The 17,598-nt window shown below is 46.2% G+C and carries 12 protein-coding genes and 1 tRNA gene; all 13 read left to right on the top strand.

What is annotated here, in order from left to right; genetic code table 11:
* Nucleotides 1-46: 46 nt before the first annotated feature.
* The 13 genes from mutL (at nt 47) to AB1552_01995 (ending at nt 17,580) form a co-directional block, all read left to right on the top strand.
* Complete coding sequence (gene mutL, locus AB1552_02055; GenBank protein ID MEW6052558.1) at nt 47-1,732, top strand: DNA mismatch repair endonuclease MutL; 1,686 nt, start codon at nt 47-49, stop codon at nt 1,730-1,732.
* A complete protein-coding gene (gene miaA / locus AB1552_02050; GenBank protein ID MEW6052557.1) occupies nt 1,729-2,661 on the top strand; it encodes a tRNA (adenosine(37)-N6)-dimethylallyltransferase MiaA in 933 nt (310 codons plus the stop codon). Before mutL ends, miaA begins: the two co-directional genes overlap by 4 nt.
* Nucleotides 2,662-2,775: 114 nt before the next feature.
* A complete protein-coding gene (gene hfq, locus AB1552_02045) occupies nt 2,776-3,015 on the top strand; it encodes an RNA chaperone Hfq (protein MEW6052556.1) in 240 nt (79 codons plus the stop codon).
* The gene (locus tag AB1552_02040; GenBank protein MEW6052555.1) at nt 2,999-3,406 is read left to right on the top strand and encodes an NUDIX hydrolase; all 408 of its coding nucleotides are present in this window, start codon (nt 2,999-3,001) and stop codon (nt 3,404-3,406) included. Before hfq ends, AB1552_02040 begins: the two co-directional genes overlap by 17 nt.
* Nucleotides 3,407-3,409: 3 nt before the next feature.
* A complete protein-coding gene (locus AB1552_02035) occupies nt 3,410-4,084 on the top strand; it encodes a SurA N-terminal domain-containing protein (GenBank protein MEW6052554.1) in 675 nt (224 codons plus the stop codon).
* A gap of 58 nt (nt 4,085-4,142) precedes the next feature.
* Nucleotides 4,143-4,228 (top strand) — tRNA-Leu (locus AB1552_02030).
* 397 nt (nt 4,229-4,625) lie between these two features.
* Entirely contained in the window at nt 4,626-5,933 is a 1,308-nt protein-coding gene (locus tag AB1552_02025) for a sigma-54 dependent transcriptional regulator (protein MEW6052553.1), read from the top strand.
* A gap of 321 nt (nt 5,934-6,254) precedes the next feature.
* Nucleotides 6,255-7,568, top strand: a complete 1,314-nt coding sequence (locus AB1552_02020) for an HD domain-containing phosphohydrolase (GenBank protein MEW6052552.1) — start codon at nt 6,255-6,257, stop codon at nt 7,566-7,568.
* Between the two features lie 123 nt (nt 7,569-7,691).
* Nucleotides 7,692-11,300: a S8 family serine peptidase gene (locus AB1552_02015; GenBank protein MEW6052551.1), complete on the top strand. Its 3,609-nt coding sequence runs from the start codon at nt 7,692-7,694 to the stop codon at nt 11,298-11,300.
* Nucleotides 11,301-11,734: 434 nt separating this feature from the next.
* Nucleotides 11,735-12,193: a hypothetical protein gene (locus tag AB1552_02010; GenBank protein ID MEW6052550.1), complete on the top strand. Its 459-nt coding sequence runs from the start codon at nt 11,735-11,737 to the stop codon at nt 12,191-12,193.
* Between the two features lie 3 nt (nt 12,194-12,196).
* Entirely contained in the window at nt 12,197-12,592 is a 396-nt protein-coding gene (locus tag AB1552_02005) for a hypothetical protein (protein MEW6052549.1), read from the top strand.
* On the top strand, nt 12,593-13,675 hold the full coding sequence (locus AB1552_02000; protein MEW6052548.1) for a glycosyltransferase family 2 protein: 1,083 nt from the start codon (nt 12,593-12,595) through the stop codon (nt 13,673-13,675). It abuts the gene before it with no gap.
* A gap of 23 nt (nt 13,676-13,698) precedes the next feature.
* The gene (locus AB1552_01995; GenBank protein ID MEW6052547.1) at nt 13,699-17,580 is read left to right on the top strand and encodes an EAL domain-containing protein; all 3,882 of its coding nucleotides are present in this window, start codon (nt 13,699-13,701) and stop codon (nt 17,578-17,580) included.
* The last annotated feature ends 18 nt before the right edge of the window (nt 17,581-17,598 follow it).

The following is a 17,598-nucleotide window of genomic DNA, read 5'->3' as shown; positions in this document are numbered from 1 at the left end:
CTGTATTACAGGTGCTTTTTATAAATAAGGTGAGTTACAATTGGGTATGCCGCAGATAAAGGTTCTCCCTTCTGACTTACGGAACAAGATAGCCGCCGGAGAGGTCATTGAACGTCCCGCGTCAGTGGTTAAGGAGTTGATAGAAAACTCGATCGATGCAGACAGCAGGGATATCAGGGTCGATGTCCTGTACTCGGGGAAGCGTCTCATTAGGATATCTGATGACGGAACCGGAATGGACCGGGAGGACGCGCTCCTCTGCTGCGAGCGGCATGCGACAAGCAAACTTTCGCACGAAGACGACCTTTTCCACATAACAACCATGGGATTCAGGGGAGAGGCCCTTCCTTCCATCGCGTCTGTTTCGAAGATCACGCTTGTGACCGGATTGAGAGGCGTGCCTTCCGGGATTTCGGTCGAAATACATGGCGGTGCGGTGAAGGAGATAAAGGACTTCCCCGCAGTCGGCACCACGGTTGAGGTAAGAGACCTTTTTTTCAACACCCCTGCCCGGAAGAAATTCCTGAAGGCACACAGCACAGAGCTTTTTCATATTATCGATACGGTTACAAAGGAGGCCCTTTCCCACTGGGAGATCGGGTTCAGGCTCACCTCAGACAAAAAAGAGGTTGTTCTTCTTCCGCCCGCATCCGGTTTCAGGGAACGCATTATGCAGGTCTATGGCGAGGAGTTTCTTGAAGGCCTCATTGGGGTAAGTGCAGAGGCGGATGGAATCGCGATGCAGGCATATGTGTCAGGAGGCGAAAATTTCAGAAACATGAAGTCGCATCAGCTGATTTTCATAAACAGGCGTCCGATAAAGGACAGGGCGTTATCGCATGCGGTCTATGCTGCGTACGAAGGAGTGCTGCCGCGCGACAGGCATCCGGTGTACTTTCTCTTCCTTGACATTGATCCGGACAAGATCGATATCAATGTGCATCCGACAAAACAGGAGGTCAGGTTCGAGGACAGGGAACACATCTACCGTCTTGTGCGCAGCAGCATCGCGGAGGCGGTAAAAAGCGACCGGGCGGAATATGCGCGGCAATTCTCCGAGATGCCGGAGTCCGCTTCAGTTCATGAGAGGTCCGGAGCATATCCTGCCGCATACCCTGAGCACCTTCGCTCCGGTGCGTCCGGGGTTTCCGAGAGTCCTGGACTCCCCTACAGGCCATCGCTGCCTTTCCTCTATCTCGGCGATACCTTTATCGCGCTTTCAGGCAAAGGGGGGCTGATACTGATCGACCATCATGCAGCCAGCGAGAGGGTGCTCTATGAGAAATTTTTGCAGGGAATACACCTGAACGCGCACCGCCTGCTGTTTCCGAAACAGGTCCATCTTTCGCCGAGGGAATACCGGGTAATCCTTGAAAATCTGCAGATACTCGGCAACTTCGGAATAGAGATAGATGACTTCGGTCCGGAGACGATTATTGTCCGCACTCTCCCCGACGTGCTGAAAGATGCCGATATGCAGGGTGTTCTCTCTGATGTTGCCTTATGCATCCTTGAGGGTATTCCCCCCGACAAATCGTTCAGAGAAGCGATTGCTGCACGTATCGCCTGTCACAGCTCGGTCAGGGGCAGAGATATCCTGAGCCCTGAAGAGGTCTCCTCGCTCCTCGCGGACCTCGAACAGACCGAGCACCCTGACCAGTGCCCCCACGGCAGGCCGACAAGGATCTTTCTGTCGTTGGAAGATCTGAAGAAAATGTTCAAGAGGAAATGAACAAGGTCATCATCCTCCTCGGCCCCACCGGTGTCGGCAAGACCGGTGCCTCGATACTTCTCGCAAAACAACTGGATACCGAAATCATCAGTGCGGATTCAATGCAGATATACCGGCATATGGACATCGGGACCGCGAAACCGACTGCGGAGGAGCTGTCTGCGGTGCCACATCACATGATCGGCATTGCCGGGCCATGGGAAGCATTCAGCACCGGAAAATATATCGCTGCGGTTCTTCCCGTGCTCAAACGCCTGCACTGCCAGAACAGGATACCGGTGGTGGTGGGCGGTACAGGGCTTTATATCAGGGCGATGACACGCGGCATTTTCCGCGGACCTTCCGCAGACTGGACGCTGAGACAGGAACTCCTGTCCCTGGAACAGGAAGAACGCGGCGCGCTCTATTCCTGCCTGAAGGACATCGATCCCTTAGCTGCGGGCAAAATAACCCCGAATGATACCCGGAGAATAATCAGGGCACTTGAGGTCTGCATTGCCGGCCGCATGCGCATGTCCGACATGCAGGAAAAACTCACGCAGCCGCTTCCCTGTGATTTTCTCAAGATCGGCATTACCCGGGAGAGGAAGGAATTGTACCGGATGATTGAGCAGCGGGTTGACCTCATGATGGAAAAGGGGCTTCTCGAAGAAGTCAGGGCTCTCATGTCGATGAACCCCGACAGGACGCCGTTGCAGGCGATAGGGTATAAAGAGATGGCAATGCATCTGAACGGAACGGTGTCTGCTGAGGAGGCGGTCAGGCTCATCAAAAGAAATACGAAACGCTATGCAAAGAGGCAATTTACCTGGTTCAGGAAAGAGGAAGATATCGAATGGATTGACATCACCGGGGTCTTCGACCACGACGAGGTGTTCAGGCGGATCTTCAATGTGCTTGAAGGCCGGTTGTCACAAAATGACCTTTAACAGACATGGGAGCCGGAGGCAAGGGCTGTTTTCTGCAGTGGCGGCAGCCATATCTTGCAATATTGCGTAAAATACTTTATGGTAAAGAGAAAAATTAATGAAGGAGACATTATCATGTCCAGTACCGGCAAAGGACAGAATCTTCAGGATACCTATCTGAATCAGCTCAGGAGAGACAAGATACCCGTGATTATCTACCTCACAAACGGCGTCCGACTGAAAGGCGTGATTAAAGGGTTTGATAATTTTGTCATATTGTTGAAGGAAAATGCCGATTCACTTATTTACAAGCATGCAATCTCAACGATTCTGCCGGAGAAAGAGATTGAGCTGAGGTTTGAATCACAGCCATAACCAGAGAAATCCTGTTCCGACGATAGACGTAATCATAGAGTACCACGGAGGCATCGTAATGATAAAAAGAAAACACCCGCCAGAGGGATGGGCTTTGCCCGGCGGATTTGTGGACTACGGGGAAACCCTCGAGTCTGCTGCAGTCCGCGAGGCAAAAGAGGAGACAGGGCTTGATGTGCGGCTTATCAGGCAATTCCATACCTATTCCGACCCCGGGAGGGATACCCGTTGCCATACGATAACTACCGTATTTATCGCAGAGGCTGAAGGCGATGCTGTGGCAGGAGACGATGCCGCAGATATCAGCGTATTCACCACGCAGCATCTGCCTGAGCAGATTGCGTTTGATCACAGGGATATCATCAATGATTATTTCACAGGGAGGTATTAGTTTATGCTGAAGGCGCTGCGCACGCATGCAAAGTATTTCTATGTCCTTTTCTTCATTGTCATACTTTCCTTCATATTCTGGGGTGTTGGACCGCTTGACGAAAACGGCGGGGTCCAGGTAGTGGCAGAGGTCGGAAAATACAAGATCACCGCAGACGATTACTGGAAAACCTACGACCGGGCGTACCGTTTTTACCGGGATGTCTACAGGGAGAAGTTCGATGAAGAAATGGAAAAGGAGATGAATCTCAAGGAGAAAGTCCTGAATACCATGATCAACGAGCGCATCCTGCTGGCAGCAGCCAAGGACATGGGCGTTACCGTCACCGATGAGGAACTCCAGGAATCGATTGCCCGTGAACCGTTCTTTCTGAAAAACGGCGTATTTGACAAGGAAGTATATCTGAACAGGCTGAAACTGAACAGGGTTACCCCTGAATTATATGAGAACCTCAAACGCCAGGAACTGACTATCGACAAAATTCGCAACCTGATCGAACTCACCGTTGACGTCTCCGATGTCGATGTCGGGGTGCCGAAGACGTCGGGGAATGAGCAGGTTGTCGGCATGCTGAGTCAGGCGATGCTGAATGAAAAAAGAACCAAGGCGGTTGAATCGTACATTGAAGGGCTGAAAAAACAGATAAAGATCAAGATGAATAAGGATGTGATCAGCTGATCCGGAAGTATGCTCTCTTGAAAACCGTCCGATTCCTGTAGTAGCATATAACGCCAATGCCGAAGTGGTGGAACCTGGTAGACACGCACGTTTGAGGGGCGTGTGGGGAAACCTGTGCGGGTTCAAATCCCGCCTTCGGCACCAACTCCGCCTCTATACCTGTCCTGTATCATACAACAGACAAAATATGAGGATGTCGAAGCTGAGATAAATGGCGGCCATCGCCTTTTGCGTAAATATAAAGGGGAATTATGAACGGCACGATAAACGCATCACGGTGAGCGCATAAAGTTTATGGAAATAACCATACGACCGGAGAAACAGCATTGCATGCTTCGGAAGAGAAAAGACACACTCCGTCTGTCGATTACCCTTGAGGAAATCGAATGCTCTTTTGTTTGGAAGAGGCCAAATCAGCAAAAAAGGTGATTGAGGTTGCAGCGTGAATGCCAGACATTTTCATTTTTCCTTGACCAGAACATATGTCGGAATTGATAATTGTTGATTTATACGATATATTTTAAATCGGTAGAGGTTGAATATGTTAAAAATACTTTATGCCCTCAAAAGTCCCTCAGAAGAAATTCTCTCTCTTCTTAAGGGGCATCAGATAGACGCATTTTCCGGAGACCAATCTTTTAATGAAGCAGTATCCAAGAACAATTATGATCTGATTCTGCTCGAAGAAGAAATCGACAGCATTATGCAAATCAAAGCTACAGATCCAAGGGCTGAGGTGATTTTGTTCGGCGATCATGAAGCAAATGCTGTTGAAGCAATAAGCGCGGGTGCATTTGCGTATTTCACGTTGCCAGTCGACAACATGGGGCGGATTCAGGAGACGATAGATATAGTATCAGACATTGTGAAGACAAAAACAGAGGTTGCCGAATTGGAAAATCAACTGACCTCCAAATATACTTTTGCGGGCGTTGTGGGAAAAAACCCGCAGATGCTTGATATATTCACTTTCATGAGACGTATCGCACCCTATTTCAGGGTAGTCACAATCATGGGAGAGACCGGCACAGGGAAAGAGAAAATCGCGAAAACGCTTCATGAAGTAAGTCCCGCTGCCAAACATCCATTCATCACGGTTAACTGCGGTGCATTAGGGAAGAATCTTATCGAATCGGAACTTTTCGGCCACAGGAAAGGTTCTTTTACAGGAGCTCTTGCGGATAAAACTGGTTTATTTGAAGCTGCAGGCGAAGGCACGATATTTCTTGATGAAATTGGAGAGCTTCCCCTTGCCATACAGCCACATCTCCTCAGGGTGTTGCAGGATGGTGAATTCAGGCCAATCGGAAGCACCCGTACAATAAAAGCTAAATGCAACATTATAGCTGCAACAAATAGGGATTTGATTGCTGACGTGAAAAAAGAACGTTTTCGAGAAGATCTTTTCTACAGGCTTACCCCGTTAACAATTACGTTGCCGCCATTGAGGACGAGAAAGGACGAGTTGCCTCACCTTTGCCGCCATTTTCTCAGGAATTTCAGCAATAAGACCGGAAAAAAGATATTTGGCATTTCAAGACCGTCTCAGGCTGCACTCTTTGCGCATGACTGGCCAGGCAATGTGAGAATGCTCGAAAGCGTCCTTGAACATGCGGCAATAATGACCAAGGAAAATTTTATACGACTGGAAGACCTGCCTTCGTATATAATTAGCGAGAACCCTAATGAAGAACAAGTAACGTTACCGTTATCACTTGATGATGTTATAAAGACGCATATAGAGAAAGTCCTCCGCGATTGCGACGGTAACAGAAGCAAGGCAGCAGAAAAATTAAACATCAACAGAAATGCCCTGCTCAGGAAAATGAAAAGATACTCAATTACTTAGCCCTAATTTCGAACACCATGTTCAGAAACGAACACTTCTGAAATTTCCCGCCATTATTCATTAAAAAACAATTACTTAAAAGTATTTATATTAATTCCCTGTTCCTTCAATCCCCTGTATTAATAACGAACACTTTCCCCGCGCATTTTTTAACGGCTTGAAATTATCTTTGTATTTCAGAAAGTTTCAGCTTTAACCAAACTGGCACGAATAATGATATATCAATGAATGATTTAAAGGATGTCTGGCAGTGTTGAAGGGCGATATAGCGTTGTATCGTATCTGGTGCTTGTCAGAAAAAATCGCATCAAGAGGTGTTTAGTGAAAACAAAAGTAATAGATACCATTAAGGAAAAGATCAAACTGCTTAATTATATTGTGGCGCTCATTGTCCTTGCATTACTCTTTCTCGTTTTGCGCTTCTTGTACTACGAATGGGACTTTATTACAAATCCTTCAATAGTAGCAATGCTCTCATTTTGTGCGTTCCTGAGTGTCATAGGTCTTTATCTATCAAACAAGGTTTCGAGGCAGGCTGCAAACGAGATAGAGGATTACAGTCGAAAGCTTGATGACGTGCTTAATTTTACACTGGATATAAAGGAAGAAAAACACGGGGATATTCTGTTGGAGAAAATACTGGGACATGCATTAACAATAACTGACGCTCATGCAGGGTCTATCATGATAGTTGATAAAGACAGGCTTGTCTTTAAGAATGTAAAAGGACCGGAGAGCAGTAAACTGCAAGGGGTTTCTGTGCCAAAAACCGAAGGGATAGCAGGGAGGGTTGTGCAAATCGGCGAGCCGGTAATTGTTAATGATGTCAGACAGGACGTCCGGTTCAATCCTGAAATAGACAGGCTGACAGGGTATGAGACCAAGTCCATCCTTTGCGCACCATTGAAGTTAAGCACAGGCGTGATCGGCGTAATTGAACTGTTGAATAAAAATTCGAATTTATTTGCTGAGAAGGATGCAGAAGTCCTCACGTATTTTGCGAATCAGGCTGCCCTGGCGATTGACATGGCAAAATTTTATGAGGATCAGAAGAATTTCGAGATCCATCTCACAGATATTTTGCTGAATGCCATCGACAGTCACATAGAAAAACGGGGGCATTCAAAAAGAGTTGCAAAATACAGTCTTTCGATTGCACAGGCGATGAACATGCCCGAGAGTGAGAAAAAAAAGTTGTATACCGCATGCCTGCTCCACGATATTGGTTTTCTCAACAACTTATACCTGAAAAATTCAAATACCAAAAATGACTATAAAACACATCCCCAGCTTGGCTATGAAATGCTGCGATCGATAAATTTTTATGCTCACATTGCACCAATTGTCCTGTACCATCATGAACGATATGACGGTGCAGGGTATCCTTCGGGATTGAAAGGTCAAGAAATCCCTCTTGAGTCCAGAATTATCGCAATTGCAGAGGCATTTGATGTGATGGTGAGCAAGGATTCATACAAATGCAAGGGAAAGATGCATGGTAATGGTGTAAATCCATTTATTGTTGAATTTCAGGAGGCAGTCGGGGAACTGAAGAGCAATGCAGGAACCCAGTTTGACCCGGAACTTGTTGGGATGTTCATTGATAAGGTAACTTTTGAGCATGTGTATGTGTAATAAGGAGCAAGGTACTGAGGTGGAACAGACTCTATGCAGGGTGGATCGGCAATGCCCAGGCGAAATTTGGCAGATGCCCGGGGAAGCCCATGAAACTTAGTAACTATTAAAAAGGAGGAACAAATGTTCAGTAACAAATTCTTGTATCTCAGGCGATTTGCAGTTTTTCTTTTGGTCTTGATGATAGCGGGAGGGTTATTTTCCCACGCCATGGCCGAACAGCCATCCTCTACCTCATCGCTGATCATCAGGATGGTAAGCGGCCTTTCTGCGTATGAACAGGCCGCCGTCATTCATGCAAACGGGGGTACTGAGACTTCTTCGATTCCGGCGCTGCGCCTTCATGTTGTCGAGGTTCAGGCAGACCAACTTTCAACAATCCTGGAGAACTACCAGTCTGACCCGAGGGTTGAGAGTGCCGCAGAGGATAAAATCAGGGAGGTGCAGGGTATGCCCGCTGACCCCGATTACGGCTTTCAGTGGGCCCTGTCGAAAATAGGCTGGGACCTTGTCTATGGTATCCTTTTCCCATGGCAATCATCAAAAGTTGCCATTCTTGACACGGGAGTTCAGGCAAACCATGAAGACCTTGCCGCAAACGTTATCATGGGCAGGTCTTTTCTTGATGATTCTCACGGCCTGAGCGACTCCCATGGTCATGGCACATGGCTTGCCGGCATAATCGCCGCTATCACTGACAACAACTATGGCATAGCCGGTATCGGTCTGGACAGAGTGAAAATAATGCCCGTTACGGTAATGAACGCTGACGGCACAGGCCAGGACAGCGATATCATAAGTGGCATTATCTGGGCAGCAGATAACGGTGCTGACGTAATCCTGATGGGTTTCAGCAACCCCGGCTTCAGCCCTTTTCTCCAGGAAGCGGTTGACTATGCATGGTCAAAGAATGTCGTTTTAGTGGCAGCCACGGGAAATGAAGGAATAAGCGACCCAACGTTTCCGGCTGGTGCCCGCGGAGTTATCGGGGTTTCAGCAACAGATTATTCTGACAACCTCGCCTCTTTCAGCAACTTTGGGCAGAGCGTGTTTCTCGCAGCACCAGGAGAGGACATTGCAACGACCGGTCTTGAAAATTCCATTGTATCCCTGAACGGAACATCTGCATCAGCGGCAATTGTTGCAGGTGTCGCGGCTTTTATGAAGGCTGATGACCCAACCCTCACCAATGGGGTAATCGTGGGGCGTCTCGCGCGCACTGCAGATCCTGCAGGCACGCACGAGCAGACCGGAAACGGCCGCGTGAATATGGCTGCGGCAATGGCGGATACGGGGCTTGATGAAATACAGCCGGCCGGTGTTGAGGCAGGCGGAGGGCCATATGTGGGGCCGTATAAAATAGCAGCCAGTATAAGTGGCGCCACAACAACAATCTATAATTATAGTTCTAATTGTCCCCCCACAACATCAGAATCAACATCTTTCATTTTGGGCAGTCAGGTAAGTGCAAAATCCTCGGTTACAGTTACTGGAGGTGGCACCGCGGCTTATCGTATGCAATGGTATAAAAGTACGACCACATTTGATTCTTCAACTTTGGTGAGAGACACCGTGTCAGGCAATTTATCGTCGGGCACAAACAATGTGTGTGACTCATATACCCCCGTAACTGCAGCGAGTCATACAGTTCTCATTTGCAAAACTGGCAATAGCGGAGCTTGCGCCCCGGGCAACATAGTTGGAAGTGCGACATATACTGTTAATTCTTTAGATCCCACCAAGCTTGCCTTTACATCCACTGTATTCACAAGGACTGTTGGAGAGTGCTCACCACAAATAACAGTACAAACACAAGACGCCAGCAATACGCCAACCAACCCGACAAGTAATATGACAGTTAATCTGAGCAGCTCCTCCGGAGGCGGAACATTTTATAGCGATGCCTCCTGCACAAGTTCCATCACAAGCGTAACGATCCTCTCCACAGGCAATACGGCGAGTTTCTACTATAAAGATTTGAATGCTGGTGCGCCGACAATCACTGCTTCAGCTACCGGGCTTACATCTGCCAATCAAACAGAAACCATCAATAAGGCAGATCAGACAATCACATTTGGCACACTTGCCGACAGGACGTATGGTGATGCGCCCTTTGCGGTGAGCGCAACAGCCTCATCGTCATTGACGGTGGCCTTCAGCAGCTTGACTGCGGCTAAGTGCACAGTATCCGGCACGACGGTCACGATTGTGGAGCCAGGCACATGCACCATAAGGGCCTCGCAGGCGGGTAATGCAAATTACAATGCGGCGTCTGATGTAGACCGTTCATTTGCCATCAATAAGAAATCACTCACTGTCATTGCTCATGATAAGAACAGGATTTACGGTGAGCCGAACCCGGCACTGAGCGGTTCGCTTACCGGCGTTGTGAACGGCGATGGCATTACTGCAAGCTACAGCACAACTGCGACACAGTCCAGTCCTGTGGGGACGTATACGATCACACCGTCCTTGCATGATCCAAACAGCAAGTTGAACAACTATTCAGTCACGATTGATAACGGTGCGCTGACAATAGACAAGAGACCGACAACGCTGGTATATCAGGGACAATCTGCAGGACTGTATTCTGATTGCGTGAGAGTCTCTGCCAGGCTAACCGATGACACTTCTGGCTCAGGCATTGCGGGCAAGACGATTAACTTCATGATTGGTGCAGCTACAGCCAGCGCAGTAACAGATGCCAATGGGGTTGCAGCAACAGGCATGACGCTGAGTTCTGCGAATATGCCCGGCACGTATCAGGTAAGTGTCTCATTCGGTCCCGATGACATCTATTCCAATAGCACCACATCACAGAGCTTCACTATTAACGCAGCTAAAGTTGGGCCACTTGCCGGTCAGGCGGTGTATACAGGCAATGTATTCTTCTGGACAACGGTAACAACGAACAGCAATACTGTTTCGCTTGCCTTAAGCGCTACGATTCAGGATGTTGATCAGGTATGCACCAGTGATATCCGCAATGCAAGGGTAACATTTGCAATCCGCAACTCAAATGGTTTATATACACCAATCAACGGGGCTGCAAATTTGCCTGTTGGCCTTGTGAATCCAGACGACAGGAAGGTAGGAACCGCGAGTGCAATCGTTCAGTACAATATGGGCAATGCCTATGTAACATCACTTGACATCGCTGTAATTGTCGGCGGCGGCTATCTTCTCAATAATCCGGTTCACGACACGATTGTCACGGTTGCAAAACCGTTGGATAATGGATGGATTATTGGAGGCGGCAAGACAACAAATGGAACAGACTCCAGAGGGTATATTGCCGGCGCAGCAGGCCAGTCAACGGATTTTTCATTTGACGTAAAGTATAACAAGAGTGGCGCGAATCCCCAGGGGGCTGTCAATATCACTGTGCGCAGTTACTATAAACCTGACGGTTCAATAGGTAATGTGCTTCGCACCTATAAGATCAAGAGCACGGCTATTGCAGTATTGACGGTGCAGAAACCATCCGGAACAGCGAGTTTCAGCAGCAAGGCTAATCTCGTTGATATTACGGATCCGGCCAACTCTATCGCAATAGAGGGCGGGGCACAGTTGCAAATCCACATTAAGGATGGTAATCAGGCAAATGGAAATGGTGATACCATTGCCATGACTCTGCAGAGGAAAGCAGGCGGGGTTTGGTTCTCCAGCAAGTGGTCAGCCAACAAGACTGTACCGATGCCAATTGCTCAGGGAGACATAGTTGTTAAATAATGTTTAAAGATTAGGACGCACGATTAATATGATGTAAAGAGCATGGGATCAGGCTTGCGTTAGCCTGATCCCTATCTTTTCCTGTTGAGATAGAGGATTACAGTCGAAAGCGTGATCGGGACAATGAAGAAATACTCAATTAAATAGCATAATTTCGAACACCATGTTCAGAAACGAACACTTCTGAACCTTCCCTACATTATTTCATAAAAAACAATAACTTAAAAGCATTTATAATAATTCCCTGTTATTTCAATCCCCTGTATTAAAAACGAACACTTTTCCCCCGCATTTCTGAGCGGCTTGAAATTATCATTGTAATTCAATATGTTTCAGCTTTAAACAATCTGGCATGGCTCCTGCAATAACATGGTCAGATAAAAGAAAATGCCTTTTGAAGGCAATCTCTAAAAATTTTTTTAAGGGAGGTTTCAATGAAAAGGTGCCTGGCAGTTTTGGTAATCTTGATGACAGTTTCAGTATTCAGTCATCAAGCAACAGCCGAGATACTCGGTTATCCCTGGTATTCATGGGGAGAACTTTCTTTTACTCCGAGCAACGATATAGAGAGAGGTTCAAAGCTCGACATGTACGTTGAACAGGGAATTGACTGGATGAAATTAGGGGAGTCGGATTTTGTGCTAAACACATTTGCCGGAATCGGTCTCACAAAATCAGATCATACCAATGATTTCTGGAACAACAGGTGGAGGCCGGTTTTCGGGGGGAAAGTCAAGCATCCACTCAAAGCCGGTCTAAACAATTGGGGGGTGATTGATCTTGGTATCCGCGGTGAGTACTTCGGATACTTCAATGATTCGTCTAATAATGCCTGGAGAGCAGTAGCCTTCCTTCAGTGGTCAGCTGGAGGGGATTGGAAAAACAGGAGGTAAACAATGGCATACGGATTAGGAACGAGCGGTCTCATGGGTACTTGCAGCCTGGTTATTCACTTATTGATCAAGTATCCGATACTGGTTGCTGTTTTGGGATTGACAGGGGCTGGTGTATTCGTAAATGATTTTGTTACGAAATACACACAACCCACTGCGGCTGTCATAGAAACTGATTCAACTTTCAGGGCAGAGGTCGATAAACTTTCAGCCGAAGGGAAAAGCTATAACTATCCAACAATACCTGCTTCCCCCGAATTGACGGCTGCGATGACGAATACCATTTTGGAGAATTTGCTGTGCTGCAACACAATGCCAACACAGGTGATCATGGCATCTCCACAGTTGAGAGAGGAAATATCTCATCTGTACTACCTGAACTCCAAAAAGGAGGAGTAATTGAAAATCGATGTGAACTGGCGCAGACTGTTTGGATTGAAACCGAAAATACTTGCAGGGCCGCCCTGCAGGCAATACACGATAACCGTCGTTATCCCCGCATACAATGAGGAGAGAAATATCTCTGACACGATTGACAGTATCAGAAGTCAGTCAGTTTATATCGATGAAATTATTGTAGTTGACGATTGTTCTACAGACAGAACAGGAGAAATAGCCTTAGAAAAAGGGGTGAGGGTGGTCAGGACTCATCAGAATCAGGGAACAAAGGCTATGGCTCAGAACTATGTAATTAATGATATTCACACAGATTTGATGGTTTCAATAGATGCGGACACCATACTCCACAAAAAAGCAATAGAGAACACCCTGCCCTATTTCAATGATCCTCTTACGGCAGCAGTGTGCGGGTTTGTCATACCCCAGAGGATTGAAACTCTGTGGGAAAGGGGAAGATTCATAGAATATATCTTGGGCCTGACAATCTTCAAATCTGCCCAGAACAGTGCGGGCACAATTCTTGTTTGCTCCGGGTGCTTTGCGGTTTTCAGCACCAAGCATATTCAGAAAATGGGCGGGTTTCAGCCAAGAACGATGGGCGAAGATATGGATCTTACATGGGATTTTCTTTTGAACGGTTTTCGCATCTATTATGCCCCGAATGCCCTTTGTTATCCGTTAGACCCACCGACATTTGCAATATTCAAAAAACAGGTGAATAGATGGTATCGAAGTTTCTTCCAGAATATAAGCGTTCACAGCTTCAGAAAGAACAAGAAATTAGGCACATTCGTTTACGGATATCTGCTTGACAGCTTTTTCTCACCCCTTCTTGCCCTCAGTATCTATTTGGTAACTTCAGATATGCTCTATACCCTTGGTGGATTCTTGATGATTGAAATATTTCTGGTAGCCATTGTGTGTCTTATCACGGGATTTAGAATCAGGATGGTTGGAAAAGTCATTTCGTCTTTGTGGGCTTATTTCATCATTAAGCCTGTCAACTACTATATGTTTTTGAAAGCCATGTGGAAAGAGTGGATCGCAAAAGAAAGGTTGATGGTTTGGGAGAAGGGTCATTAGAATCACAATCCTGAACATGTGCAATGATGGACAAAAAAATTGATCGGACAAAAAGCAATGACACGTTTATCAAACGTTTGGCGATGCGTATCGCTGGATTCAGGTCATTTAGGGGGCAGAAAACTGATAACGACGATTCTCAACAAGACAGATTGACAGTGAAACGCGACATAGAAACCAAGGTGGGTATCGGCTTTGGGCTGGGATTGCTCGTTCTTGTTATGATCAGTATTGCCTCTCAAGTATTTATATCTGATTTTTCTGCCTCTGCCGATTTGCGCAAGCAAACCTATGAAGTTATTGCCGATATTGTCGAAGTGAATTCCCTTCTTAACGATATTCAGTCCGATCAGCGAGGTTACGTCATTACCGGGCAGGAAGAACTCTTAGCCCATTACCATTCCAAGATTGCGACAATTCATTGGAGGATAAAAACTGTCAGGGAATCAACCTCAAGAGAGCCTGAACAGCAGAAGAGTATCGCAGCACTCGAACTCCTCATTGCGCAAATGACCGAACATAATGGACAAGTTATTGAAATCCGGAGGAAACAGGGGCGAGTTGCTGCCCAAACCCTGGTTATGACTGGAAAAGGTGAGCAGTTGATGACAAATATCGACAAGGTAATTGATGAGTTTGTAACTGAAGAGACCAGGCTCCTTAACCAGCATGATGAAACATTGAGATTGCTGGGTCGTGCAACATCTTTTATTGTGATGTCAGGGTTGCTTCTGGCGGTTATTATCGTGGTCGTCTCTGTTGTAATCATCCGGAATGAGATTGCCGAGCGCAATCGTGCAGAGGTGGAACGCAAACGCCTGTTCAGCTTCTCAATCGACATGTTTTGCATTGCCGGTTTCGACGGATTCTTCAAGCAGTTAAACCCGGCCTGGGAAAAAACCCTTGGCTGGACACAAAAAGAACTGATGTCTAAACCGTATCTTGAATTCATTCATCCTGAAGACAGGGAATTGGCAATCGATATGGCAAACAGACTCAAGAAAGGCAAATCGGTGGTTACATTTGAAACCCGCTATCAATGCAAGGATGGTTCTTATAAATGGGTTTCATGGAACTGCTATCCGCTGGTTGAAGAGCAGCTGATTTTTTCCGTAGCGCGGGATATCACAGAGCAAAAGCAGATGTCGGCAGAACTTAAGAAATCGCATGACGATCTTGAAGTCGAAGTTCAGGTACGAACCTCTGAGCTTGCAAAAAGAATTAAGGATTTGCACATTTTAAACCGGGCACTCAAGACCGCCGGTGAATGCAATCAGATATTAGTGCATGCTACCGAAGAGAACGAGCTGCTGAACGGCATGTGCAAGGTTCTCGTTGAGACCGGAGGTTATTGCCTGGCATGGATAGGCTATGCCGGGGTAGATGAGGCAGAGAGTGTCAATCCTGTCGCCCATGCAGGATATGACGAAGGATATCTTGCGGCCCTGAATACTTCCCGGGCCGACGATGAAAGAGGAAAAAATCCCGCAGGTACAGCAATCAGAACGGGCAAACCAGTCATTATCAGCAATATGCTATCAGATGAACACCATGCCTTCCTGCGCAAAGAGGCGATCAAGCGCGGTTATGCGTCATGCATTTCACTTCCTCTCATTGCGGACGCAAGAGTCTTTGGCACTTTAAATATTTATGCTTCTCATCCCTATGCATTTGACGAACAGGAGGTCAATTTGCTTATTCAATTTTCAAAGGAAATTTCATATGGCATCATGGCATTGCATGCAAGAGACGAGCGCCGGTGTGCGGTGGAGGAGCTGAAACAAGAAAAGCATTTTACTGAAAACGCATTGAATAATCTGAAGGATTTATTCTTTGTTTTTGATCTGGAAGGTAAGTTGCTCAGGTGGAACAAGGCAGCGAATACAGTATTAGGGTTAAGCGATGAAGAAGTATCTTCGATGAAAGTGCCTGATTTCTTTTCTGAAGAAGATGCCAAAAGATTGACTGAAGCAATTGAGACAATATATAAGGAGGGTGAGGGATTTGTTGAGGCAGCACTTATCACTAAAGACGGGAGACATATGCCATATGATTTTAGGGGATCAGTGCTGAAAGACCACAAGGGAAAAACCATTGGCATTAGTGGGGTAGGCAGAGATGTCACTGACCGAAAGCATTCGGAGGAGACTATAAAAAAGCTGAGCCACAGGAATGAGCTTATTCTGAACTCGGCGGGAGAAGGCATCTTAGGACTCGATAAAAATGGATACCACACATTCGTTAACCCGGCTGCGGCAAGAATGCTCGGATATGCACCACATGAACTCATAGGCAAGGACACTCACAGTATCTGGCACTCTCAACAGGTTGATGGAAATACTTATCCTGAAGAAGACTGCCCGATACATGCGTCTCTTCATGATGGCGCAGTCCAAACTGTCAATCATGAACTGTTTTTGAAAAAAGATGGCACACTTTTCCCGGTCGAATATACCAGTACCCCTATAGAAGAAAATGACAAGATTACCGGAACAGTCGTTACTTTCAGAGATATCACAGAGAGGAAACAAATGGAGGGGCAGCTTGAGTATCTCGCGTATTATGACTCTTTAACAGGGCTCCCCAATAGAAATCTGTTCATTGAGAGGGTTAACCAGGCCATTGTTCGAACAAAGGACACCTCAAAGAATGTTGCGGTCTCAGTTGTTAATATTGAGCGATTTAAACTTATCAGTGGCTCATACGGACATGCGTTTGGCGATGATATTTTAAAAGCAGTCGGGGAGAGACTATCACATAGTATCCAAACAGGAAATATCGCAGCAAGGCTGGGTAACGATGAATTCGGCATAGCACTTATTAATATAGGTCACGTTGATGATATTATTTTAATTTTAGAAAAGATTATAAAGGATATAACACAGAATATAACGGTAAAAAATGAGAAAATAAGACTGTCATTCAATACCGGTATTTCTTTTTATCCTTCAGACGGAAACAATGCCGCTGAACTTCTGAAATCAGCCGGATTGGCACTATCAACTGCAAAGAAGAACGGGAGGAAATCGTTCCAGTTTTATACTGAAGATATGGATTTGAGGGCAGCAGAAATAATATCGCTGGAAAAGGAACTTGCAATAGCCCATGAGAAAAAGGAATTTATTCTCCATTATCAACCGTACTGGGATATAACTACAAATAGAATAATAGGGATGGAAGCCCTTATCAGGTGGCAAAAAAAGGACAAGGGGTTAGTGCCTCCGGAGAAGGTTATTCCCGTGTTGGAAGAAACAGGGATGATTCTTGAGGTTGGGGAGTGGAGTTTGAAAGAAGCGATAAGGCAGGTGAAGGAATGGCAGGATAAAATGTATCCTGTAGTACCAGTCTCGGTGAATATCTCACCAATACAATTCAGGCAAAAGAATCTGGCTGAGAGGGTGAAGAAGATAATGGGAGAAAGTGGATTTTATCCTTCGCTCCTTACCCTGGAAATAACAGAAAGCGCCTTTATGCAGAATGTGGAAATTACCAGCCTGGTTATCAAGGAACTTAAGGATATAGGAGTTTCAGTCTCTATTGATGACTTTGGGACCGGGTACTCGTCATTGGCATATCTGAAGAGATTCCCAATCGACAATCTGAAAATAGATATAACATTTATCAAAGAAATGGTGAATGATCCTGATTCTGCATCAATCGTAATGGCTATCATCAATATGGCACATGCGCTTAATTTGAAAATAATTGCGGAGGGGGTGGAGACTAAGGAACAGTGGAAGTTCCTGCGCCTTTTGAAATGTGATATGGGACAGGGGTATTACTTCAGTAAACCATTACCCGCAGAAGAAGTTGAAAGACTGTTTAATGCACTTGCACCAGATAAGCAGACTGGCATGCATACTGAAGAACGGTACGAACGCAGTAAAAATAGAGGGCTTAGATAAGAAAGAGGTGCAATGTCT

The sequence above is a fragment of the Nitrospirota bacterium genome (assembly GCA_040754395.1).
Lineage (GTDB): Bacteria > Nitrospirota > Thermodesulfovibrionia > Thermodesulfovibrionales > SM23-35 > JBFMCL01.
This window is presented reverse-complemented; position numbering and strand designations above follow the sequence as displayed.

Bases quoted from the DNA above. Each gene is read 5' to 3' on its own strand.
- mutL (MEW6052558.1), top strand. From the start codon at position 47: ATGCCGCAGATAAAGGTTCTCCCTTCTGACTTACGGAACAAGATAGCC.
- miaA (MEW6052557.1), top strand. From the start codon at position 1,729: ATGAACAAGGTCATCATCCTCCTCGGCCCCACCGGTGTCGGCAAGACC.
- AB1552_01995 (MEW6052547.1), top strand. From the start codon at position 13,699: ATGATGGACAAAAAAATTGATCGGACAAAAAGCAATGACACGTTTATC.
- AB1552_02010 (MEW6052550.1), top strand. From the start codon at position 11,735: ATGAAAAGGTGCCTGGCAGTTTTGGTAATCTTGATGACAGTTTCAGTA.
- AB1552_02035 (MEW6052554.1), top strand. From the start codon at position 3,410: ATGCTGAAGGCGCTGCGCACGCATGCAAAGTATTTCTATGTCCTTTTC.
- AB1552_02025 (MEW6052553.1), top strand. From the start codon at position 4,626: ATGTTAAAAATACTTTATGCCCTCAAAAGTCCCTCAGAAGAAATTCTC.
- AB1552_02015 (MEW6052551.1), top strand. From the start codon at position 7,692: ATGTTCAGTAACAAATTCTTGTATCTCAGGCGATTTGCAGTTTTTCTT.
- hfq (MEW6052556.1), top strand. From the start codon at position 2,776: ATGTCCAGTACCGGCAAAGGACAGAATCTTCAGGATACCTATCTGAAT.
- AB1552_02005 (MEW6052549.1), top strand. From the start codon at position 12,197: ATGGCATACGGATTAGGAACGAGCGGTCTCATGGGTACTTGCAGCCTG.